The sequence below is a fragment of the Ferrigenium kumadai genome (assembly GCF_018324385.1).
In the GTDB taxonomy this organism is placed as follows: domain Bacteria; phylum Pseudomonadota; class Gammaproteobacteria; order Burkholderiales; family Gallionellaceae; genus Gallionella; species Gallionella kumadai.
In genome coordinates, this window is sequence record NZ_AP019536.1 from 398,585 (window position 1) to 420,266 (window position 21,682).

Annotated in this window: 17 protein-coding genes and 1 tRNA gene; 12 read left to right on the plus strand and 6 right to left on the minus strand. The window is 56.8% G+C overall.

The window, feature by feature from the left end:
• Positions 1 to 7: 7 nt before the first annotated feature.
• The 7 genes from FGKAn22_RS01835 to FGKAn22_RS01865 all read left to right on the plus strand — a co-directional run bounded on the left by FGKAn22_RS01835 (position 8) and on the right by FGKAn22_RS01865 (position 7,838).
• A complete protein-coding gene (locus FGKAn22_RS01835) occupies positions 8 to 682 on the plus strand; it encodes a response regulator (RefSeq protein WP_212786285.1) in 675 nt (224 codons plus the stop codon).
• Positions 675 to 2,945 (plus strand): DNA translocase FtsK, encoded by a 2,271-nt coding sequence (locus tag FGKAn22_RS01840; RefSeq protein ID WP_212786286.1) that lies wholly within the window; start codon positions 675 to 677, stop codon positions 2,943 to 2,945. Before FGKAn22_RS01835 ends, FGKAn22_RS01840 begins: the two co-directional genes overlap by 8 nt.
• A gap of 81 nt (positions 2,946 to 3,026) precedes the next feature.
• Positions 3,027 to 3,644, plus strand: a complete 618-nt coding sequence (gene lolA, locus FGKAn22_RS01845) for an outer membrane lipoprotein periplasmic chaperone LolA (RefSeq protein ID WP_212786287.1) — start codon at positions 3,027 to 3,029, stop codon at positions 3,642 to 3,644.
• Positions 3,644 to 4,972, plus strand: coding sequence for a replication-associated recombination protein A (locus FGKAn22_RS01850; RefSeq protein WP_212786288.1), 1,329 nt, complete (start codon positions 3,644 to 3,646; stop codon positions 4,970 to 4,972). The genes lolA and FGKAn22_RS01850 overlap by 1 nt, the downstream gene beginning before the upstream one ends.
• On the plus strand, positions 4,932 to 5,699 hold the full coding sequence (locus tag FGKAn22_RS01855) for a class I SAM-dependent methyltransferase (RefSeq protein ID WP_212786289.1): 768 nt from the start codon (positions 4,932 to 4,934) through the stop codon (positions 5,697 to 5,699). Before FGKAn22_RS01850 ends, FGKAn22_RS01855 begins: the two co-directional genes overlap by 41 nt.
• 10 nt (positions 5,700 to 5,709) lie before the next feature.
• Positions 5,710 to 7,044, plus strand: a complete 1,335-nt coding sequence (serS, locus tag FGKAn22_RS01860) for a serine--tRNA ligase (RefSeq protein ID WP_212786290.1) — start codon at positions 5,710 to 5,712, stop codon at positions 7,042 to 7,044.
• Positions 7,041 to 7,838, plus strand: coding sequence for a potassium channel family protein (locus tag FGKAn22_RS01865; protein WP_212786291.1), 798 nt, complete (start codon positions 7,041 to 7,043; stop codon positions 7,836 to 7,838). Before serS ends, FGKAn22_RS01865 begins: the two co-directional genes overlap by 4 nt.
• Here the strand turns inward: FGKAn22_RS01865 and mltF are convergent.
• Positions 7,835 to 9,220 (minus strand): membrane-bound lytic murein transglycosylase MltF, encoded by a 1,386-nt coding sequence (gene mltF, locus FGKAn22_RS01870; RefSeq protein ID WP_212786292.1) that lies wholly within the window; start codon positions 9,218 to 9,220, stop codon positions 7,835 to 7,837. The genes FGKAn22_RS01865 and mltF overlap by 4 nt on opposite strands.
• 65 nt (positions 9,221 to 9,285) lie before the next feature.
• On the opposite strand from mltF, the gene FGKAn22_RS01875 reads away from it, so the two are divergent.
• Positions 9,286 to 9,376, plus strand: a tRNA-Ser gene (locus tag FGKAn22_RS01875).
• A gap of 200 nt (positions 9,377 to 9,576) precedes the next feature.
• On the opposite strand, the gene FGKAn22_RS01880 is transcribed toward FGKAn22_RS01875, so the two are convergent.
• Genes FGKAn22_RS01880 through FGKAn22_RS01890 form a run of 3 tightly spaced genes read right to left on the minus strand, consistent with a single transcriptional unit; the run spans position 9,577 to position 12,037 of the window.
• Positions 9,577 to 11,274, minus strand: a complete 1,698-nt coding sequence (locus FGKAn22_RS01880; RefSeq protein WP_212786293.1) for a recombinase family protein — start codon at positions 11,272 to 11,274, stop codon at positions 9,577 to 9,579.
• Positions 11,271 to 11,648 (minus strand): DUF2924 domain-containing protein, encoded by a 378-nt coding sequence (locus FGKAn22_RS01885; protein WP_212786294.1) that lies wholly within the window; start codon positions 11,646 to 11,648, stop codon positions 11,271 to 11,273. Before FGKAn22_RS01885 ends, FGKAn22_RS01880 begins: the two co-directional genes overlap by 4 nt.
• Positions 11,645 to 12,037: a DUF3489 domain-containing protein gene (locus FGKAn22_RS01890; RefSeq protein ID WP_212786295.1), complete on the minus strand. Its 393-nt coding sequence runs from the start codon at positions 12,035 to 12,037 to the stop codon at positions 11,645 to 11,647. The genes FGKAn22_RS01885 and FGKAn22_RS01890 overlap by 4 nt, the downstream gene beginning before the upstream one ends.
• 197 nt (positions 12,038 to 12,234) lie before the next feature.
• Here FGKAn22_RS01890 and FGKAn22_RS01895 point away from each other — a divergent pair, with 197 nt between their 5' ends.
• From FGKAn22_RS01895 to FGKAn22_RS01905, 3 genes are all read left to right on the plus strand, one after another.
• The gene (locus FGKAn22_RS01895) at positions 12,235 to 13,707 is read left to right on the plus strand and encodes an MvaI/BcnI family restriction endonuclease (protein WP_212786296.1); all 1,473 of its coding nucleotides are present in this window, start codon (positions 12,235 to 12,237) and stop codon (positions 13,705 to 13,707) included.
• Positions 13,708 to 14,030: 323 nt separating this feature from the next.
• On the plus strand, positions 14,031 to 14,507 hold the full coding sequence (locus tag FGKAn22_RS01900) for a hypothetical protein (protein ID WP_212786297.1): 477 nt from the start codon (positions 14,031 to 14,033) through the stop codon (positions 14,505 to 14,507).
• A 78-nt stretch (positions 14,508 to 14,585) separates the two neighbouring features.
• Positions 14,586 to 15,419, plus strand: a complete 834-nt coding sequence (locus FGKAn22_RS01905; protein WP_212786298.1) for an HNH endonuclease — start codon at positions 14,586 to 14,588, stop codon at positions 15,417 to 15,419.
• Between the two features lie 429 nt (positions 15,420 to 15,848).
• Here FGKAn22_RS01905 and FGKAn22_RS01910 read toward each other — a convergent pair whose 3' ends face one another.
• Complete coding sequence (locus tag FGKAn22_RS01910; protein ID WP_212786299.1) at positions 15,849 to 19,181, minus strand: UvrD-helicase domain-containing protein; 3,333 nt, start codon at positions 19,179 to 19,181, stop codon at positions 15,849 to 15,851.
• A complete protein-coding gene (locus tag FGKAn22_RS01915; protein ID WP_212786300.1) occupies positions 19,178 to 20,215 on the minus strand; it encodes a hypothetical protein in 1,038 nt (345 codons plus the stop codon). The genes FGKAn22_RS01910 and FGKAn22_RS01915 overlap by 4 nt, the downstream gene beginning before the upstream one ends.
• A gap of 91 nt (positions 20,216 to 20,306) precedes the next feature.
• Here FGKAn22_RS01915 and FGKAn22_RS01920 point away from each other — a divergent pair, with 91 nt between their 5' ends.
• Positions 20,307 to 21,341 carry a Fe(II)-2OG oxygenase family protein gene (locus FGKAn22_RS01920; protein WP_212786301.1) on the plus strand — a complete coding sequence of 345 codons (1,035 nt, stop codon included), beginning with the start codon at positions 20,307 to 20,309 and terminating at the stop codon, positions 21,339 to 21,341.
• Positions 21,342 to 21,682 lie beyond the last annotated feature (341 nt).

Below are 21,682 nucleotides of genomic sequence, written 5' to 3' on the forward strand. Positions count from 1 at the left end.
GCAAACCATGAAGATTTTGCTGGTAGATGATCACGCGCTGTTCCGCGAGGGGTTGCGCTATGTGTTGCAGCAATTGCCGGAAGACGTCGAAGTGCTGGAGGCAGGCAATTTCCACGACGGACTTAAGCTGGCGGAGCAGTATCCGGAGCTGGACCTGGCATTGCTGGACCTCAATATGCCCGGTAGCGAAGGGCCGATTTCCATCAAGTTCTTCCATCAGCGCTATCCCCATATCCCGGTGGTGGTGGTGTCCGGCGAGGATGGGCGCGGGGTCATGGAAACAGTGATGAACTACGGCGCAATGGGCTTCGTGTGCAAGAACTCCACGGCACCGGTGATGCTGGGCGCACTGAAGCTGGTGCTGTCCGGCGGCGTGTACATCCCGCCGCAGATATTGCAGCAGCACAGTGTGGCGGAGCCGAAGCCTCGGGACGGGGATCGGGTCGACCGGCGCAGTCTGCGTACCAACGAGTATGGCTTGACGGCGCGTCAGATGGAAGTGCTGAAACACCTTGCGGCGGGCCTATCCAACAAGGAGATCGCCCAGGCCGTGTATCTCGCCGAGGGGACGGTGAAGATCCACGTTGCCGCGATATACCAGCTGTTGCGGGTAAACAGCCGCATGGAGGCGGTGCGTGCCGCCGAGCAGCTGGGCTTGATCGGTAGCTCCTCGCATGGCTGAGGCAAGCGGCGAGCTGCCGGGAAACAAGCTGTTCGTCCTGCTGCGCGAGTCGCGCTGGCTGCTGCTGGCCGCCGGTGCGGCGTATTTCGCCATGGCGTTGTATGGCTACGACCCAGCCGACCCGTCCTGGTCGCACAGCGCCACCGGCGCGCTGACCGGCAATCCCGCCGGTGCGCTCGGGGCGCATCTGGCTGACCTGCTGTTCTACCTGTTCGGAGCCTCCGCCTGGTGGCTGGTGGCGTTCATGCTGCAGCGCGTGTGGGCGGGTTACCGCGACCTGCGCCCCGACAGCGTTTTCTGCAAGCGCACTTTCTGGGTTTCCGTTGCCGGTTTTGCCGTGCTGCTGCTGGCCAGCAGTGCGCTTGAAGCCATCCGTTTGCACAGTCTGCAAGTCGCGCTGCCGCTGGCTCCCGGCGGCATGCTCGGCGCCGTGCTCGGCGACGCACTGACCATGTTGCTTGGGTTCACCGGCGCCACGCTGCTGCTGCTGGTTTTGATCGCGACCGGCTTCAGCGTGTTCAGCGGCCTGTCCTGGCTGCGATTCATCGATAGTCTGGGCGGTGTGCTGGAGGAGGCATATCGCCGGGCATCTCTGGCGTGGCAGACTCGGCGCGACAAGCGTATCGGCGCGCAGGCGATGCAGGAACGCAGCATCGTGGTGAAAGAAGAGAAGAAGCGCGTCGAGGAGCATCAGCCCATCCATATCGAGATGCCCGTCGTCGAGATCCCGCGCTCAAAGCGCGTGGAAAAGGAGAAGCAGGTCTCGCTGTTCACCGAGATGCCCGATTCGCCGCTGCCCCCGTTGCACCTGCTGGACGAGGCGACGCAGCAGGTCGAGGTGGTCTCCGCCGAGACGCTCGAATTCACTTCGCGCCTGATCGAGCGCAAACTCAAGGACTTCGGCGTGGAGGTCAAGGTGGTCGGCGCTTATCCCGGTCCGGTCATCACGCGCTACGAGGTCGATCCCGCGGTCGGGGTGAAGGGCAGCCAGGTCGTCAACCTGATGAAGGACTTGGCGCGCGCGCTGTCGGTGGTCAGTATCCGCGTGGTTGAGACCATCCCCGGCAAGACCTACATGGCGCTTGAGCTGCCCAATCCGAAACGGCAGATGGTGCATCTGTCCGAGATACTCGGTTCGCAGGTATACGCCGATATGGGCTCGATGCTGACCATGGCGATGGGCAAGGACATCTCCGGCAAGCCCGTGGTCGCCGACCTGGCCAAGATGCCGCACGTGCTGGTAGCGGGTACTACCGGTTCCGGCAAGTCGGTGGCGATCAACGCGATGATCCTGTCTCTGCTGTACAAGGCCACGCCGCAGCAGGTGCGCCTTCTGCTGGTCGATCCCAAGATGCTGGAGCTTTCCGTTTACGAGGGCATTCCGCATCTGCTCTGCCCCGTGGTCACCGACATGCGCCAGGCCGCATCCGGCCTGAACTGGTGTGTGCAGGAGATGGACCGGCGCTACAAGCTGATGTCCGCACTGGGCGTGCGCAACATCGCCGGCTACAACCAGAAGGTGCGAGATGCGATCAAGGCCGAGAAGCCGTTGACCAACCCGTTCACCCTCACGCCGGAGAACCCCGAGGCGCTGGAAGAATTGCCGCTGCTCGTGGTGTTCATCGACGAACTGGCCGACTTGATGATGGTGGTGGGAAAGAAGATCGAAGAGCTGATCGCGCGCCTCGCGCAGAAGGCACGCGCCTCCGGCATCCATCTGGTGCTGGCGACGCAGCGCCCGTCGGTGGACGTGATCACCGGCCTGATCAAGGCCAACGTGCCGACGCGCGTGGCGTTCCAAGTGTCGTCCAAGATCGACTCGCGCACCATCCTCGACCAGATGGGCGCGGAAGCGCTGCTGGGTCAGGGCGACATGCTCTACCTGCCGCCGGGCACCGGTTATCCCCAGCGCGTGCACGGTGCGTTCGTGTCCGACCAGGAAGTGCACCGCGTCGCCGAATACCTCAAGGCGCAGGGCGAGCCGCAATACATCGACGGCGTGTTGAATTCGCTGGAGGAGGGCGGCGGCGAGGATGGCGAGGGCGGCCCTGCTCTGGATGCCGAAGCCGATCCGCTGTACGACCAGGCGGTGGACATCGTGCTGAAGTCGCGCCGGGCGTCGATCTCGTCGGTGCAGCGCCAGTTGCGCATCGGCTATAACCGTGCCGCACGGCTCATCGAGCAGATGGAGGCCGCAGGCATCGTCAGCGCGATGCAGAGCAACGGCAACCGCGAGGTGATCGCTCCAAACAGGGAAGGGTGAAGGGAGAAGGGGAAGGGAGGCCGAGCGCAGGTTTACCCTTCTCCCATCTCTCTTCTCCCTTTTCCAACCCGGATATTGAACATGTGTAAAAAACTTCTTCTCGGACTCTCGATTTTCTTGTGTGCCGCTACCTCCCACGCAGGCGGCATCGACAAGCTCAAGGAATTCGTTGCTTCCACCCGTTCCGCGCAGGCGAACTTCAGCCAGGTGGTGCTGGACCAGGGCGGCAAGCGCATCCAGAGCGCCTCCGGCGTGATGCAGTTCGTGCGTCCCGGCAAGTTCCGCTGGACCTACCAGAAACCCTATGAGCAGCTGATCGTCGGCGATGGTGCGAAGTTCTGGCTGTATGACGTGGATCTTAATCAGGTGACGGTGAAGAAACTGGATGCCGCGCTGGGCAGCAGCCCGGCGGCGTTGTTGTCCGGCAGCAACGAGATCGAGCGGGGCTTCGCGCTCAAGGAGAGCGGCAGCCAGGACGGGCTGGACTGGCTGCAAGCCACGCCCAAGGCGCAGGACAGCAGTTTCAACAGCATCCTGATGGGTTTCAATGCGCAGGCCGAACTGGTCGTCATGGAGTTGAATGACCAGTTCGGTCACAAGACCGTGCTGCGCTTCTCGGGCCTGAAACGCAATCCGCAACTGCCGCCTCAATTGTTCAAGTTCGAGCCGCCGAAAGGCGCGGATGTGCTGAGCGAGTAATGCGCGACCTGTTCGCCCCCAACCAGCCCGCCGCGCCGCTCGCCGAGCGGCTGCGTCCCAGGCATATAGATGAAGTCATCGGCCAATCCCATCTGCTGGGCGAGGGCAAACCGCTGCGCCTCGCGTTCCAGTCCGGCAAGCTGCATTCGATGATCCTGTGGGGGCCTCCCGGCGTGGGCAAGACCACGCTGGCACGGTTGATGGCTTCCGCGTTCGATGCCGAGTTCGTGCCGCTGTCTGCGGTGCTGTCCGGCGTGAAGGACATCCGCGAGGCCATCGCGCAGGCGGAGCAGACCCTGCAGCAGAGCGGCCGTCACACCATCCTTTTCGTGGACGAAGTCCACCGCTTCAACAAGTCTCAGCAGGACGCCTTCCTGCCTTATGTAGAGCAGGGACTGGTCACCTTCATCGGTGCGACCACCGAGAATCCCTCGTTCGAGTTGAACAACGCGTTGCTGTCGCGGGCGCAGGTGTATGTGCTGCAATCCCTGTCCGAAAATGAGATGGGACAATTGTTCGAGCGTGCGCAGCAGACCGCGCTGCAGGGGCTGGAGTTCGAGACGGCGGCGAAGGAGCGCATCATCGGTTATGCCGACGGCGATGCGCGCCGCCTGCTCAATGTGCTGGAACAGTTGCAGACCGCCGCCAGCGCGGCCAAGGTCGGCATGATCGACACGAAGTTCCTTGATGCCACGCTGGCGCAGAAGATGCGCCGTTTCGACAAGGGCGGCGAGGCCTTCTACGACCAGATCTCCGCGCTGCACAAGTCGGTGCGCGGCTCGAACCCCGATGCCGCGCTGTACTGGCTGGTGCGCATGCTGGACGGCGGCGCCGACCCGCGTTACCTGGCGCGGCGCATCGTGCGCATGGCGTGGGAAGACATCGGCCTCGCCGACCCGCGCGCCATCCAGTTGTGCAACGATGCCGCAGCGACGTACGAACGCCTAGGCTCGCCGGAAGGCGAGCTGGCGCTGGCACAGGCCGTGCTGTATCTCGCAGTCGCCGCCAAGTCGAACGCGGGATACGTCGCGTATAATGCCGCCCGCGCCTGGGTCAGGCAGGACGGTTCGCGCGAAGTGCCGCTGCACTTGCGCAACGCGCCGACCAAATTGATGAAACAGCTCGATTACGGCAAGGACTACCGCTACGCGCACGACGAGGCTGAAGGCTATGCGGCGGGCGAGAGATATTTCCCGGATGGAATGCCGAAAGTGAGTTTCTACGAGCCTGTGGAGCGCGGGCTGGAAGCGAAGATTTCGGAGAAGTTGGCGCATTTGCGCGAATTGGATGCTGCGGCAAAAAACAAGAATAGAGAAAACGATGTGTAATGATGCGATTTATTGTTCGGTCGAGCGTGTTGTCAAGGAGCGCCTGAAGCAGGAGGCGCCGCGCTGCCTGGACATTGGTGCGGGTAGCGGCGATTTGTTGAGGCTGTTGCGTGAGACTTGGCCGGGTTTGGAGGCTGAAGCATGTGATTACCACATTGAACGCTTTGCGCTGAAGGATGTGAATATCCTTCAACTCGATCTCAACACTCACCCCCTCCCATATCCCGATGAAAGCTTCGATCTGGTGACTTGCTCGGAGGTGTTGGAACACGTCGAAAACTATCGTGCCGTGTTGCGCGAAATTCATCGCGTGCTGAAACCGGGCGGGCTGATGGTGGTGACGACACCGAATGTGCTCAACATGAAGTCGCGCCTGCGTTATCTGGTTTGTGGCTTCGCTAACCTGTTTGGTCCGTTGCCGGTGAAGAATCAGGACCGGTTCGCCACCAGCGGGCACGTGACCCCCATCCCTTATTTTTATTTGGCGCACGCCATGCTGGATTGCGATTTCCGCGAACTACAACTGGACACGGACAAGCTGCAGAGAAGTTCGCGGGTGTTGAGCATATTGTTCGCACCATTGGTGTGGCTGGGGTGGAACCAGTTCATGCGTCTGGAGCGCACCCGTTACCATACGCTCGGCAAAGAGAACGAGCCTTATGTGGCGCAGCATAATTCGCAGATCATCAGGCTGGGGCGGACCATCGTCGTCTCGGCTTTCAAATAAAGGGCACCGTATGTTGGATATTCAGGTATTACGCAATGATTTGGCAGGGGTGGCGGCACGTCTTGAAACGCGCGGCTTTGTGCTGGACACGGCTCGCTTCGAGCAGCTTGAAGGCGAGCGCAAGACTATCCAGACGCGCACGCAGGAGTTGCAGGCTAAGCGCAATGCGACCTCCAAGCAGATCGGCGCGGCCAAGGCCAAGGGTGAAGATGTGTCGGCGATCATGGCCGAGGTGGCGACGCTGGGCGATGAGCTGAAGCAGCTCGAAACACACCTCGCTGAGATACAGCAGGCATTCGATGCGTTCCTGTCGGTCATCCCGAATACACCGCACGCTAGCGTGCCGGTCGGCAAATCGGAAGCCGACAACGTCGAGGTGCGCAAGGTCGGCGACGTTCCGCAGTTCGGCTTCGATGTGCAGGATCACGTCAGCCTCGGGGAGGGGCTGGGCGGTCTCGATTTCGACACCGCCGCAAAGATCTCCGGTGCACGCTTCTCGCTGCTGAAAGGACCGCTGGCACGGCTGCATCGTGCACTCGCGCAGTTCATGCTGGACACGCACACCGACAAACACGGTTACACCGAGACCTATGTGCCCTATATCGTGAATGCGGACTCGATGCGCGGCACAGGTCAATTACCAAAATTTGAAACAGACTTGTTCAGGGTTACTACTCAGCCAATTGCCAATCGATTGTTGGCGACTGCGGAGCCTGAGTTAACGAAATTTGAAGAGGGGGGCGGTTATTTTTTGATTCCCACCGCCGAAGTGCCTGTGACCAACATGGTGCGCGACGAGATCGTGCCGCTGGAGAATCTGCCGATGAAGTTCGTGGCGCACACGCCATGTTTCCGCAGCGAGGCGGGTTCGTACGGCCGCGATACCCGCGGCATGATCCGCCAGCACCAGTTCGACAAGGTAGAGCTGGTGCAGATCGTGCATCCGGAAAAATCCTACGAGATGCTGGAAGAGTTGCTCGGCCATGCCGAGACCATCCTGAAGCAGCTTGGCCTGCCGTATCGCGTGGTCAAGCTGTGTTCCGGCGACATGGGCTTTTCCGCAGCCACTACTTATGACATCGAAGTGTGGCTGCCCGCGCAGAACACCTACCGCGAGATATCTTCCTGTTCCAACTTCGAGGCGTTCCAGGCGCGGCGCATGCAGGCGCGTTTCCGCAATGCGCAGGGCAAGCCGGAGCTGGTGCATACCCTCAACGGTTCCGGCCTGGCGGTGGGGCGCACCCTGGTTGCCGTGCTTGAGAACTACCAGCAGGCCGACGGCAGCGTGGTCGTGCCGGAAGTGCTGCGTCCCTATATGGGCGGGCTGGAGAAGATCACCAAGTGAAGGTCGTCCACCTGCTCGGCATCGCGGGAGTCGCGGAGCACGAGCGTCCGGCTGCCAAGCTGTGGGGTAAGCGGCTGGAATGGCCCATGGTCGGGGTGGCGTTCTGGATCGTCGTCCAGTGGTATCTCGAGGAGACGCAGTCCATCTCCCCCATCCTGGCGGATGTCGCCGACTGGCTGGTTTGGCTGGCGTTCCTGCTGGAGACCTCGTTTCTGACCGCGCTGGTCGCCGACCGGCGCAGTTTTCTCATCAGCAATTGGCTGAATCTGGTCATCATCATCGGCGGCTTGCCGATCTTCTGGCATGTCGCACCGCTGGCCGGCTTGTTGCGCAGCTTCCGGTTGATCCTGGTGGTGATGCTGCTGGTGCGCATGTCGAAATCGGCACGCAGGTTGTTGTCGCAGCACAGGCTAGGCGCGACGATGGTCGTGGCGCTGGTCACGATGGTGTTGTCCGGCATCGTCATTTCCCGCATCGATCCCTCGATCGGAACGGTATGGGACGGCATGTGGTGGGCATGGGTGACCATGGCGACGGTGGGCTACGGCGATGTCGTCCCGCACAATGGTGCAGGACGACTGTTCGGGGCGTTACTGATCCTGTTCGGTGTGGTGTTGCTGTCGATGCTGACGGCGAACCTTGCAGCCTTCTTCATCGGCAGCGATATCGGTAGCGATGTCGAGAAGGTGGAGCGTGAGGAAAAAGAGGCCGACCGTTTGCTCAAGGATATCTCGGCGCGCCTCGAACGCATCGAACGTTTGCTGGAAGAGAAAAAAGGCGCGAGTCCGGATTAGCGCAGCAGGCGTTTTAGCGGCTCGATCAGGCGGTATGAGATTGCGTTTGAATCGAAGGCGGTCGCGTCGGGGGCCAGCCGCTCGAGCATGTCATGGTAGCTGCGAATGCTTTCCACCAGTATCACCGCCTCGCCGCCGCGTGCGTAGCCGTACTTGAGCGTCTCGTAATAGCCGGGTTGATTCAGCAACGGCATCCATTTCTTCACGTCCGCCCAGCTATCCGGATTCATTCCCATGCGTTTGGTCAGGACGCGAGCATCTTCCAGATGTCCATAGCCCTGGTTGTAGGCGGCCAGAGACATCCAGGTGCGATCCGGTTCGGCGATGCGTTCCGGCATCTGATCCCTGATCAAAGCCAGGTATTTTGCGCCGGCGATAATGCTCTCGCGGGCATCAAGCCGGTTGGTGACATTCATCCGGTCGGCAGTTTCTTCAGTCAGCATCATCATGCCGCGCACGTTGGTAAAGGATGTGGCGAGCGGGTCCCATTGCGATTCCTGGTAGGCCAGTGCCGCCAGCAAACGCCAGTCGATTCCTGTCAGCGTTGCAGCTTCTTCGAACAGGTTGCGGTATTTCGGCAGTATCTGGTTGATGTTGGCGATGAAGGAGGCGGCATCCAGAGTCTGCAGTCTGTTGTTGTGTCCGTAGTAGCGTTCCAGCAGGCGGTTCAACGTGCCATCCCGCTCGATGCGGGAGAAAAATGCTTGCGCCTCTTTGTATAAGGCAGGGTCGACATCCCTTGAGAATGCCCAGGCCAGTTTGGATGGGGTGCCGATATCCAGAGTTGCGACCAGGTTCGAGTAATAGTTGCGCGCGCTGGCATACCGGTTTTCGTTTGCCACCGTGCAGTCCAGTGTCCCGTCGGACACTTCCCGGATCAGGCCTTCGGTGGTGGTGTTGCGCCGGGATTCCCATTTGAGGGGTGAGAAATTGGCTCTGGCTTCCATCAGGGCTGCTTCCGGGGCGGAGCCGACTGGTACGGCGAGGCTCATGCCCTGCAGATCGGCCAGGCGTCGTGGCTGCTTGTGATCACGGTTGCAGATCAACTGTTCGCGCACGGTCTGGTAGCTGGGGCCGAAGTGCAGGGCGGAAACGTTGATCTCGCTGCGTAGTGAGGCTGCGGCCAGATGGGCGCGATGTCTGCGCAATGCCCGATCGATCTTGTTTGGCGGGCTGGGGATCAATTCAACGGTGGAATGCAGGTGCTCGGCAAAAATTGTTGCCAGTTCACGCTCGAATTCCGCCTCCGCGCCTTGTGAGGCATCGGGCACGATCACCAGCAGCTTGTCATTCCGCCAGGAGGGGAGCTGCTGGCCACAGCCGGCCAGCAGCACACATATGCCAAGGGTGGCCGCACTCAAATATCGGGTTGGGTTCCGCATGCGAACATGATGCACGAAATTGCGGGTTGCTGGTAGAATGCGCGCCGCTGTTATAGACCGCATCCGGAGAGGTGGCAGAGTGGTCGAATGTACCTGACTCGAAATCAGGCGTACGGTAACCCCGTACCGAGGGTTCGAATCCCTCCCTCTCCGCCAGTATTCGTTATGCGCACCGCAGTTCCGGCGCATACCCCGCAAAGCCCCGCACCACGCGGGCCTTTGTCATTCGCGTATTCTCTACGGTACGTTGTGCCTCGAAAATTAGGCCATTTTCTTCTGAATTCTCTGCGTGCTCATTAGCCGGTACCGATAGTGCCGTATTGTTGATTCGAATGGTCGGGAATTTAAGGCTGTGATTACGCGGTGGGTGCGAAACCGAATAATTTTCGTTGTTCGTTCCAGTCAATGGGGAGGGGGAGGTTCTGTTTGAGCTTATCCAATGTCAGAGAGGCTGGCTGGGTGCCTTCGAGAATGGCCTGAACGATATCGGGTGCCAGAAAGCTACGATAGACGACCCGGGTGACATAGGAACTAGTGACACCTTCTGCATCCGCGATTTCCTGAACGCTTTTCGCATTACCGGAAGTCAATCGTCCGAGCCAGTCGTGTGCCTTGGCGATAAGTTGTATCAGCCCCTGATCCGGAGCTATCCTTTGTGGTGCGTTCTGCCCCTGAATGATTAACCGCATTGCCAAACCGCAGCGGCGAACTTGCGCCGGGATGGTTAGCTCGCGAGGGGACAGTTCAGATTCTCTGGCCGATGCTGAGTTTGCTAGAAACAACGTTGTTGGGCTGAGGGCGATGCGCACTTCACTGTTTGCGATTGTGACTCTGCTAACCAGTTTCTGCACTATCTGGTATCGGTTCCCGGAAGGATTTTCTAGTTCTGAAATAACTTGTTGAGCATGAATCAGGATGCCTTGCACTGCCGCGTGATCAATCCGGCCAAGTGAATCGAGCATGGCAGATGAATCGCTCAGCCAGTCGCATAAGCTGTTTATCACCAAGGTTTCGATTTCCTGCGCGGGCAGACGAATGCCATTGGGTGCATTTTCCCGGTTGGATATGACTAATGTTTCTGACACGTAGTAACGAAAGCGTTTGCTCTTCTTCTGGCTGTGGGAGGGAAGTAAGCGATGTCCATGTTCATCGTAGAGCCGTCCGGCGAGCAAGCTGTCTGACGGGGTAGATCTTCGTTGATGATGTCCTTGGCGATTCTCACGCAACTGGTTCTGGACGGCATCCCATAGCTCCTGATCGATGATGGCGGGATGTTGCCCAGGGAAATCCTGGTCCCGATGCACGATCCGGCCGATGTATACCGGGTTGGCTAGAATCTTATAAAGCGCGCCCCGACTGAAGTGGCATCCTCCATACGACTTGCCTGTTTTGCTGGTGCGGAGCGGCGTTCTGATGTTGGAGGTGATGAGTTCTTGCTGCAGCGACCAAACACAGCCCAATGCCAGATAGCGCTGATAGATGGTTCTGACTAAAGCGGCATTGGGTTCATCTATCGCGAGGGTACGTTCCTGCCCTTTGTAGCCTAGAGGAGGGACGCCACCCATCCACATTCCCTTTTGCTTTGAGGCGGCGATCTTGTCCCGGATACGTTCTCCAGTTACCTCCCGCTCAAACTGCGCAAATGACAACAACACATTCAAGGTGAGTCGCCCCATCGAGGAGGTCGTATTGAATTGTTGCGTCACCGACACGAAGGACACGCCACGCCCATCAAACCGTTCGACGATCTTTGCAAAGTCTGCAAGGGATCTGGTTAGCCGATCTACCTTGTAGACGACTACAACCTGAATTCGCTTGCTGTCGATGTCATCCAGCAATTGCTTCAGGGCTGGCCGATCCATATTCCCGCCGGAATAGCCTCCGTCGTTATAGTGGGTCGGTATGGTTCGCCAGCCTTCATGCTGCTGGCTCAAAACGAAAGCCTCGCAGGCCTCCCGTTGGGCATCTAAGGAGTTGAATCCTTGTTCCAGGCCTTCCTCGGATGATTTGCGGGTGTAGATTGCGCAATTGATCGTTTGCCGACGCGAGCTCATTTCTTGATTCCGAAGAACACCGGGCCGGACCATGGTGTGCCGGTAATGGCCCTAGCGATTGCGCTCAGGCTTTTCCAGTGCTTCCCAGCGTAGGAGTAGCCTTTCTCCAAAACCATCACTTGGTGAGTTTCGCCTTGCCAGACGCGGATCAGGCGCGAGCCGACGACAAGCGGCTGAGAGGGGCCTTTGCGAAGCTGTCGACGATGTGATCCGGTAAGCCCGCCTTGTGCATCAGCTTGTATTCTCCAGCCAAGCGCTTGTCGCATTAGCATCTCTCGACTATTGAGAGGAGCCGGGTGGCCGAATACCTCCTGCCACCGCAGAATCAATGCTCGTCGATCCATTGCCATCAGTTCGGCGAGCTGGGCTTTCATGCTTGTGCCTGCTTGATGATCCGGTACCGCCGGGTGCCATCGGAAGCTAATTCTGAGATTACATTCAGGCTGAGGCGTTTCTTTAACACTCCGCTGATGACGCCACGGATGGAGTGAGCTTGCCAGCCGGTGGCTTCTATCATCTCGGTTATGGTCGAGCCTTTTCCCTGCTTCATCAGGGCGATGAGCCGATCCTGCTTGCTTGATGGTGGCTCTGAGACGATGGGTGCCTTCTTGCGGGGGGTGGCGGGTTTTGTTTTTGTGGGGGCAGATGAGGCGGAAGCGAGGAAAGCAGGGATTTCAAGCTTGGCCGCTTTGTTTTTGGCTGGTTGCGTCTGTTTGCCGGGCTTGGAAGCGGCTGCTTTGGTTGCAGATGGGGCTTTTGTCATGATTGTCTCCTTGTTTATCCGGCGCGAAAGTCGCGGCGGTGAGCAAGTAACGCTCTGAAGGCGGAACACATCAAGTCTTTCGTGCATGCCGGCAGATGCAGCTTTGTGTGGCTGCAAATCGGCGGCACCTTGTGTTCTGGTCAGGCGATTGATAGGCTCCGAACCTTGCTGAACGTAAACCACAGGCACCTAAGGTAATGAATTCCCCGTCTGATTTTGAGCATTACGCTGACTCGCTCTCCGAAATCGAAGCGTCGCTGAGGGCGCTGGGCGCAGACAAAGCTATCCTGAAAATTCTGCCGCGCAATGCCAATGATAAAAATCAGATTTACTTCGCCAGCAGCTTTAGTTCGCTCTATAACAATTTTGACCTGACACTGGCCGAGCGCGGGGGCAGCACCAGCCAGACCAAGTCCCGCTCTGCGCCGGGCAGTTGTATTCCGGAAGCCGTCTTCAACCGATTTTCATGGGTTAAAGCCGATGGCTCTCTGATTCAGGCAAAGAACGTTAAGGTCATCGTATATACCCAGTACCCCGAAGCCCGGCTGTCGGGATTTCAGACTGTGGAAAACACAATGCCACATTCGCTTTCTGTGGCCTATACCAAAGAACATCCGGAAACAATGCGGCTACTGGTACTGGCACGCCTGCCTGGCGGGGCATGTCTCGGGCTGATGTATCTTGATGTGTCGCAAAGTCTCCTTGACGAAATTACAGCACTGCCTGGACTGGACGGGTCAAGAGTCTGCAAGGTTTTGGAGATCAGTACCGGCAATGCAGAGAAGCTGTTCACTCAGTTGGCGCAGATCGTCTCTCGCCCGATGAAAGGCTGTCGTCTGGATGCCGCCGGAAATACCCTTCCGTTCACTGGCACACAGGTATGCGGATACACACTGGAACATGCCTTGGGTATCATTCCGAATGCGGCAAAAGACGGTGATATTTACGGCATCGAACTTAAAACGCATACGCAGGTGAAAGCCACGCTGTTCACGCCAGAGCCGGATTTTGGTCTGTATACCGAGAGCTTCGAAGCGTTCATGCGCAGTTATGGTTATGAAATGAACGGCGCATTCCGGGTCACCGGCATTCACCGGGCCGGCGTGCGTTGCGATAAATCCGGCCTGACTTTAAAAATCCGTGAATACCACACAGCCGAATCCGAATGTGACGGAACTGACTGGATCCGGGATGCAAAAGGTGACAAACAGCCTTTTCCGTACGACCCGATGACCCCACTGACCACAAAGCTGGGGGCCGTGGAGGTTGTGCTGGAAGATGACAACAGTTTCGTTGCCGCAGGCTGGACACTGGAACGTCTGATGAACAACTGGGGCGTCAAACACAATGAGGTGATTTATATCCCGGCCACCAAGACAGCCAATCCGGATGCGGAGGAAGCCAGACAAGGCTTCGAATATGTGGTGATTTTCGAACCGACCGTAATTTGGTGCCGGGAAACTTCGGCAGAACATCTGCTGAATGCGATCAGCAGTGGGGTGATCTATCTGGATCCTGCCCCGAAATTTGTGCCGGGAGATCCATCGAAGAACAAGCGTCGTGCTCAGTGGAGGGTGAATGACATCACCAAGGCAGTGGCAGCTCTGTATCAGCATACCGAGGTGCTGCGTATTTCCGGAGAGGTCAGCGATCAGCCACCATCAATCTGACTGATCATTTTTATTAGACTTGTACTGTTGCGTAGCGTCTGGTTCTCGGCCGCAGCCCTTCTCACCATCGACCCAATAGCGGCCCGGCAGAAAATATATAGACCTTCAGGTCTGTTGACGCCCCTACTCCATACCGGTACGGTATGCGCCGCAAACGCAGCTCAAGCTGCAAAATCATGATGTCGTTTTTTCTGGCGAGGTTGGGCTGTTTATGAATTGTAATTCTCAGGGAATCAATAGGATGAGTTCTGTGCCGCCAGATTGTCCGACATCCGCAGCCGGATTAAACGACACTTTGGGTGTCTAGTTGAGGTTAGACCTTTATGACCACCACATTTCGGCACTCCGCAGGATTCGGCAAAAGAATTGAATATTGGATCATCGGCCTCATGCTCAAGGAAGGCATGGATGTTTACGTTCCTCTCGTTGACGATCATGCTGTTGATGCAATAGTCCGGCGCAAAGATGGAAGCATTGCCCTTGTACAAATCAAGGCACGCTCAAAAACAGTCGCTTTTGGCGATGCTGCACTGTACGCAGCCATTACACACGAGAACCGAGCTGACTACTGGTTTGTTTTCTACTCTGAGCGTCTTGAAACAATCTGGCTCATGACCTCCGAAGAGTTCCTCGAAGAATCAAATCAAAACAAGAACGGAAAAAACATTGGCTTGCGCAGCGTCTGGTTTAACGGCAAGCGCACAGATCGCAAGACAGGAGAAAAATCAGAATATGTCAAAGAACGTTACTTGCGTTATGTCGTTAAAGACTTTACCAGGCTCGCAATGCAGAAGGTCTAACCTTGCGTTCGAGCGTGATGCCGAAAAAGCGCGGCGTCCCTCAACTTTACGTCGTGCTTCTCTATTAACTGGCCGTATATGGAACTGAAAAAAACTCAGGATCTCTTTTCTCTTTCAACTGGAGACATTGTCAGCAAGCGAAATCTGTATGACCTCGTGCAGTTCTCGAAAGTCGAGGCATCTCCCTACTGGTCTGGTACGGATGGCATTATTGGCAATACGCCACAGCAAGGAATAAATTGGGTCGGTCAGCCACCTGAAGTTCAGGCGGTGATAATCAAGACGCGCCCAGGTTCCTACGACGACGATGGATGGTCTGACGAAGCTAAAACTTCCTACCGCTATTCCTTCAAAGCAAGGGACAGTGAAATCTCATATACCGAAAAAGCAAATGAAGTCCTTGTTAAGCAGCCTCAACATCTTTATCCAATATTCCTGTTCACGGAACACAAAGATGGGTGGTACTTTGAGGGGGATTTTTCAGTTTCTGAAATAGAAAATAAATTCGTCGTCCTGCATCGTGGCCTAGCTTCTGTTGCTGAGATTTCCGCACCGCAGGATGAGCTGTTGTTTCTAGAGGGTGAGAGGAAGTACGTTACGCACCTTATGGCTGAAAGAAGCAAGGGGGTTGTGAAGTCGCTGAAAAGCGTCGAGTCATGGCTATGCGATATATGTGGTGAGGATTTTTTCGTCAGGTACGGAGCCAAATACATTGAAGCCCACCACAAGGTCCCAATATCCACTTATTCCGCGAGCTATGTCGTCAGCCTTTCAGACTTTGCTCTTCTCTGCCCTAACTGTCACAAGGCGGTTCACATCTATATGAAGAAATGCGGCTATGAGTACGCGAAAATCAAAAGCGTTTTGGGCGCAAAAGCCCAACCCATCATTCCACCGGACGCTGTGCGATAAAGTCGCGCAGCGCCGGTGAATTCAAACGTAGCTAATGGCCAGCTGCAGGGGCGATCCGCCTATCGGCGGCGCGCCCCTGAACTTGAACATTGAACGTCTGGTATTGAGCAAGTACCGGAAGAAATTTCAAGCAAGCCGGCAGGACGGCTAAGGCCGAAGTCCGGTCGTCGGCCAGAACAGGCAGTCTGATAGGAAGGTCGTGGTGGCCGTTATCGACCAGAAGCTGTCGGCCGATTCGTCTGGCTGGATGACTGCACAAGACTGCTTGCGGTCGGTCATAATCGGCCGCGCTATCAACGTGCTGTCGAAATTCTGTAGAAATTTACATCGTGGCAAGCACAGATGCCATTGATCTGAGAGCGAATTAATAAGGGGCGCAAGGAGAAATTGGCCGCGGCTCCCACTGCGCCGCCCACGGGTGAATACGCTTCAGCTCGGCGACGAAGGGCAGATGGTTGAGAAGTCGCAGCGAGTGCAATGGTGACCTACGATCGAACTGGTTTCTCCCGAGAGCAGCCGTATAGCAGCTCCATACGACTTCGTTGCCTCAATCCGCTTAGCGCCTGGAACGTCGTCCACCTTTTCGGAAAGAACGTAGTTCAATGTCATCTTCTTCGAGCCGGAGACATTGAGCCCCGGGACTAGGGGCTTAAGCACCGTGGACAGGTCTGCGACTCGTCTGCGTGCGAACCTCACCATCGCATATTCAAGAGCATAGCTACCGTTGATTGCAAAACCCCAAGGCATCTGCACGGTGACACCCCCGACGACAGCAGAAGGCTCATAGAAACTACCGCCGCGCACCCGTGCGGATTTTATGAGTGCGGTACCGCGAGCCATCGCGTATTGAGCGTCCCTCCAAAGCGTAGGGTCCTCAACAGCCGAAGGCAACTTCCGAGTGGTCCACGCAGCTGAAAGCGATGCCTCTGATGAGCCCATGGCTCCGGATGCCACCGCCTTAAGTGCATCGAGCACTGCTCTACGGGCTCGAATCGAGACATCAACATCTGCTTCGCTTTGGAGCCCCAATATCCGGGAGTACCAGTAGTTGAGCGAGCACATCACGTAAGAGTCAAAATCCTCGAAGCTCAGCGTGCTTGGTACAACGAACGCCTTTGTCGTGGCTACCTTCGCCGCTTTTAAAACTGGGCCGCCAAAAATTTGAGGCGTGAACTTTTGCGGGAAGTGAGTAAACTGTGGAGCAAGAGTGTGGTCGCCGAACTTATTGTCTTGGTAGACGTAAAGGTGACGCTTCGCACGAGAGACAGCAACATATAGCAAGTTGTTCCGTTCGACCGCGGACTCGCTCTCGTACTCCTCTATGCTGCTGCCCAATGCCTCAGGTGGCACTATGTCGAGGATGCCTTCTGGTCGCCAGCTAGGTTTCTGTCCACCGTAGTTGTCAGCGGTGACGTACGCCACATGCACCGCCTCAAATTCAAGGCCCTTGCTCCCATGCACTGTCATAAGACGCACGCCGTCAAGGCTTCCAGCCTCAGGAGGAAGCTCGCGCTGAACTTGGCTGTCTCCAATGCGCTGACGTAGGCGTTGTCGCATCAGGAAGCGAGAAAGCCGCGCTTCTTTTATCTCGCCATCACCGTTGCGAACGGCGTAGGCGAACTGCCATAAGGCGATTCGCTTGACCCAGGCTTGGACGGACACGTCCGCAGTAGGCGGGAGACAAAATCGCCTCTCGAGCAGTATGTCGCATACAAAGTCCCAAGGATTTGAATTGTGGCTATGTTTGCCAATCAACTGACGCAAGTTCGCGACAACGACTTGCCCAGCCGAGGAGAGCCCGGGCGGAGGAGAGTGCAGCCACCTACCGCGCTGACGCGCCACATCGGCCTCGGTCGCATGTAAAAGCACATTGACGTCGCTCATGGACATGCTCAGTCCAGCATTGCCAAAAAGGCCAATCAACGCCTTAGGACGGCGCTCTACTAGCAATTGCATTAGGCAGAGCAACTGCTTTATCTCTGTGCGTTGCGCCAGTTCTCCGATATGGATGACTGGAATCCCCTGCCCTGCTAAGAGCTCCGAGGCTCTTTGCACATCCGAAGCGCTCCGACAGAGGACTGCCTGTTGGCCAAACGACACACCTTGATGACGCAGAGCCTGAATGTTCTGCAGAACTGAGCTCAGGATGGCGTCTCGTTCGGAGCACGTTACGACGACTGGTTTTTCTCCGCAATTTCCCTTTGTCGCCATCACGTCATCTAGCGGCATTGCCGACTCCAGCATGTGAATGCGCCCCACATGCTGCGTGAGGTCAACAATCTCTTGCGTACTTCGACGATTGTTGCTGAGTGGATAGCGCTGAATCTTCGTTCCGTCAGCATGTGCTTTGAACACCGTGTCGAATTTTAGTAGGCTCTTGAGCGATGCTCCGCGCCAGTGGTGGATGGCCTGACGTACATCTCCAACCACCCAGATGGATTTCTTTTGTGCGAGCTGACGCAGCATCTCGACCATCGCTTGGGTCACGTCCTGATACTCATCAACGAGCACGTACTGGAACCGGTCAACGAGTTCGGTGAACGGCGCGCGGCCAGCCTTGAGCGCGACGGCTGGTTTCGCTATTAGGTCAACAAAATCGACTGACTTGCGCTCGGTTAACAGGACCTCGTAAAGCTCGTAAATGGTTGCCACATCCAAGCGTTTACGTTGCAGTTCAAGGTCTGGCACCGGATGGCTTTCGACGAAGCTTCGATAAGCAGCGGGAGTGACGAGTTCCTCTTTGAGGCGTGTTATGCCTTCAATAACAGGACCCAGCCACTCGTAAGGGTCTTCAACGCGCAAAAAGTTGGTCAGGGTGACGCGAGGGAGGGCCGCGACCAGCATCGTCATGGACGAGAGAAGGTCCGACACGTGCAGTTCGGCTTCCAGTCCAAAGTGTTGGTGGTACTTGCGCAGGAACTCGAGACCGAACGAGTGGAAGGTTCCAGCCCAGATCTCCGTGGCTTCGCTGATGCCAGAGCTTCTGAGCCGCTCCACCAGTTCGAGGGCAGCCTTGTTAGTGAACGTCAGAACAAGAATCTGACTGGGGTGAACCTTTTTCATATCCACCAGGTACTTGACCCGATGAATCAGGGTAGTCGTCTTGCCGGTGCCTGGGCCGGCCACTACGTTGGCGGCGCGCTCTTCAGCCATTGCCGCAGCCAGCTGGTCTGGGCTGGGAGCACTCAACGAGGTAGGGGGGAACGCAGCCTCTGGCAACAGCAGTGCATCGAGCATCTGTTGACGGACGAACTCGAGCGGAATACCAAGCAGCTTGCCAATCTCAGTCGGTCCCTTCCCAGCCACTGCAAGATTCCGCGCCACGTCTCGGGGCAATAGAAGTTCCCGCGCGAAGACGTTGGCCTGAAGTTCCTGGCGCTCTCGAGCACCATATGCCTCCACCTTCATGGCTCCCGGCGAGCCCTCGCTGCCAAATAGTGTGCTCAGGTGGGCTACGGTAAGGGGAGCCTTCGAGCCATCAAGGAAGAAGTGGCCCAGCTCGTGTGCGACCAGCCCGCAGAACTCGTCGCCCCACTCATGCACACTCGTGCTGAGGTAGATGAACTGTTGGTCCCGCTGAAGGACTGCACTTCCTCCGCCCAAGTCTGCGTAGGTTGTAGCCACTTGCTCAATTGCGATATTAAGGACCTTCTCAACTTGGAAAAGGAGATCCTTCGCAGAAATTGCGGTATGAGCTAGCCCCGGAGCCAGCTTCGCTCTGGTTGCATGTGCTTCCTCTCGAGCTCGCTGGAATGGATTCATAACCTTTCATGCTCTAGGTCGAGAAGGGCCTTGGTTTGGTCCGCCGGGAGGTTTAAGGATTTCACAGCCACGCCCCATGGAGTAGGAGATTTAGAGACTTCGGGTTTCCCGTTCTCCGCCTTGAAGGCGGGAACCATTCTGTTGTTAAACGAGCGCTTGAACAGCGTAGTCAGCAATGCTTCTGGAGCTTCAAAGATGCTCTCAAGCCTTTTGAGAAGGGCCTTCGGTGCTCGTACGTTGCCTACAAGAACGCCGGAAAGCAGGGAGGCCGCATAGGAACCTAGTCCTACTTGAGCTACCAGCGAACGTATAGCAGCCCCCTTGCAATTGGAAACTTTAGCCTCGAGAGATACCAGTTGCTCCTGTAAAACGAGTCCATGAGCTATGAATAGGGCGCCAAGCTCAGAGGCAGACTTTCCGTACTCCTTTGCTGTAGCCCTGATACGAGCCGCGTGCCCAGGCTCTAGCCTTAGCATCACTTGCTCAGAGTCTGAGCTCTGCCACCCACGGAGCTCGCTTCCCAGCGTCTCAAAGAGCGATTTCGAGCTGACAAAGAGAGACTTATCTACAAAGTCCTCAAAGCCGAATACCGCAATTCTTCGAGAGACCTCAGCAAAGCTTGTCCTTTGCGAGTCAGCAAGGGAAACAAGGTGGTCCTTTAAGCGAGTTGACATCGTTACGCCAACGGTGATCTGTCGAGTCTTTGAGTGGAACCGCTCGGCGGTCATATGCGAAGTCAATTTAGTTCCTCCCGTTGAGGAAACATTAGCGAGCATTGGATGATCCGAATCTAAGTAGGGTTGACTAGTCAGTATTGAAGCAAGTTCGATAAGGGCCAAGCGAATTGCTTCGTTGGAGGATGAGGCTGATGTTGATCGTTTCCCAACGCCAGGAACTTCGAATCTGCAAGCTACTCTGCTCATGCCTTCTTGTTCAAGGCTGGCCTCTTTAAGAATGGTAAAGTAACCATCTGAAAGCCGGGATAAGAGTGTTTGCCCTTGCGCAAGGTTTACCCGGTCAAGAGTGGGATTCATGAGCGCCCTCCATGGCAGTTGGAGGCGCATGTTCACCCCCTTAAGAAAAGTGTAGTACTATATCAACAATATATCAACCCCAAAGAATACTATGACAGAGCCGGAACTGGCTGTGGCCATCAAGACCGCCGTAGACGCATGGATTCAGGCTAAATCGCCTGATCAGTGGCTTGTTGACCTTAACAATCCTGCTGAGCTAAGCGCCATGTTGGCCGCAACTGTCGAGAAGGTGCTGGTCAATGACGGCTTTACCTTGGGGGCCGCGCGGCAAGTCGTGCTGGGGGCTCCGTACTTTCACATGAAGCAAGTGTTCGTCCCGGCCGACCTTCCGGATACACCGGAGTCGTTTACTCCTGTGCCTGACGGGGCCGGTTCCGTGGCCGGTCGCGCAGCCGCGCTGGCTGTACATGGTTTTCTAGGTAAGGAGACAGTCTCTTACGGGTCGGAGAACGATGGCGCCCTTTTCGTGAACCTTGTGCCGCTACCCGGCGAGGGCAGGTTCGCTGACAAGTCTAAAAGCGGGATGCGAGGTCATACGGAAGCCGTGACCTTTCCATTCAGTGGAGATGTCGACGCACATGACCCGCGAATCGCGCCCTCACCCGACATATTGACCTTGGTGGGGCTGCGCAACCCGAATTCAGTACCGACGACTGTGATGGTGTTGGAGGATGTGCTTGCCGAGCTGTCGCCAACCGATATCGCCGAACTGAAAAAAAGTCAGTATTCCTTAACGGCCCAGTTGACCTTCATCTCCGGTATGAAGGAAATCTTGGGGGACGTTCACACCGCCAATGATGAGCCGGTGCTGAAGGACGTTCCTCCACTGACTATCGTTCGCTATAGCCACAGCTCGGTTCTGCCGACTGATGAGGGCGGTGCAGCACAGACAGCTTCGGACAATTTCGAGGCCGCGTGCAATAAAGTGGTCATCCGAGTCGTAATTGAACCTGGCGATGTGCTAGTCGTCAGCAATCGGCTTTGCTTGCACGGGCGCGGTGTCGTAGGCGAGGGTGTCGGAGGTGAGGCAAGATGGCTGCTTCGAACCTACGGGTTGGACACATCAGACTTGGACTCGAGCCGGCGGCATCTGGATGGCCGCCCATCTTACGTCCTCTATCCCTGATAAGCGCTCATGGCCTACGGGGAACCTCGAGTCTTCCAGACCTGTAAGCACCATGAGTGTTTCGCCTCAGGATGATCGCTTTCGGCCGCATCGCGTTTAACGATCCGAACGAACTAAGCAAGTGACAGTAGCCGCTGCCGATCAGTTCGGTGACACTGAAGTTCGGATGTCCGCAATGGGTTGGTGGCGGACTCTTTCGATAACCTGACTCAGAGGCGACTTTGGCCGATTATGTAACGCTCCACATAAGGCAGATGATAGGTCGTCGACCCAAGTGATTATCCGCAACAAATGAGGGTAATGGCTGCTTTACACATCTTTCTCGACAATCTTGGCAGTGT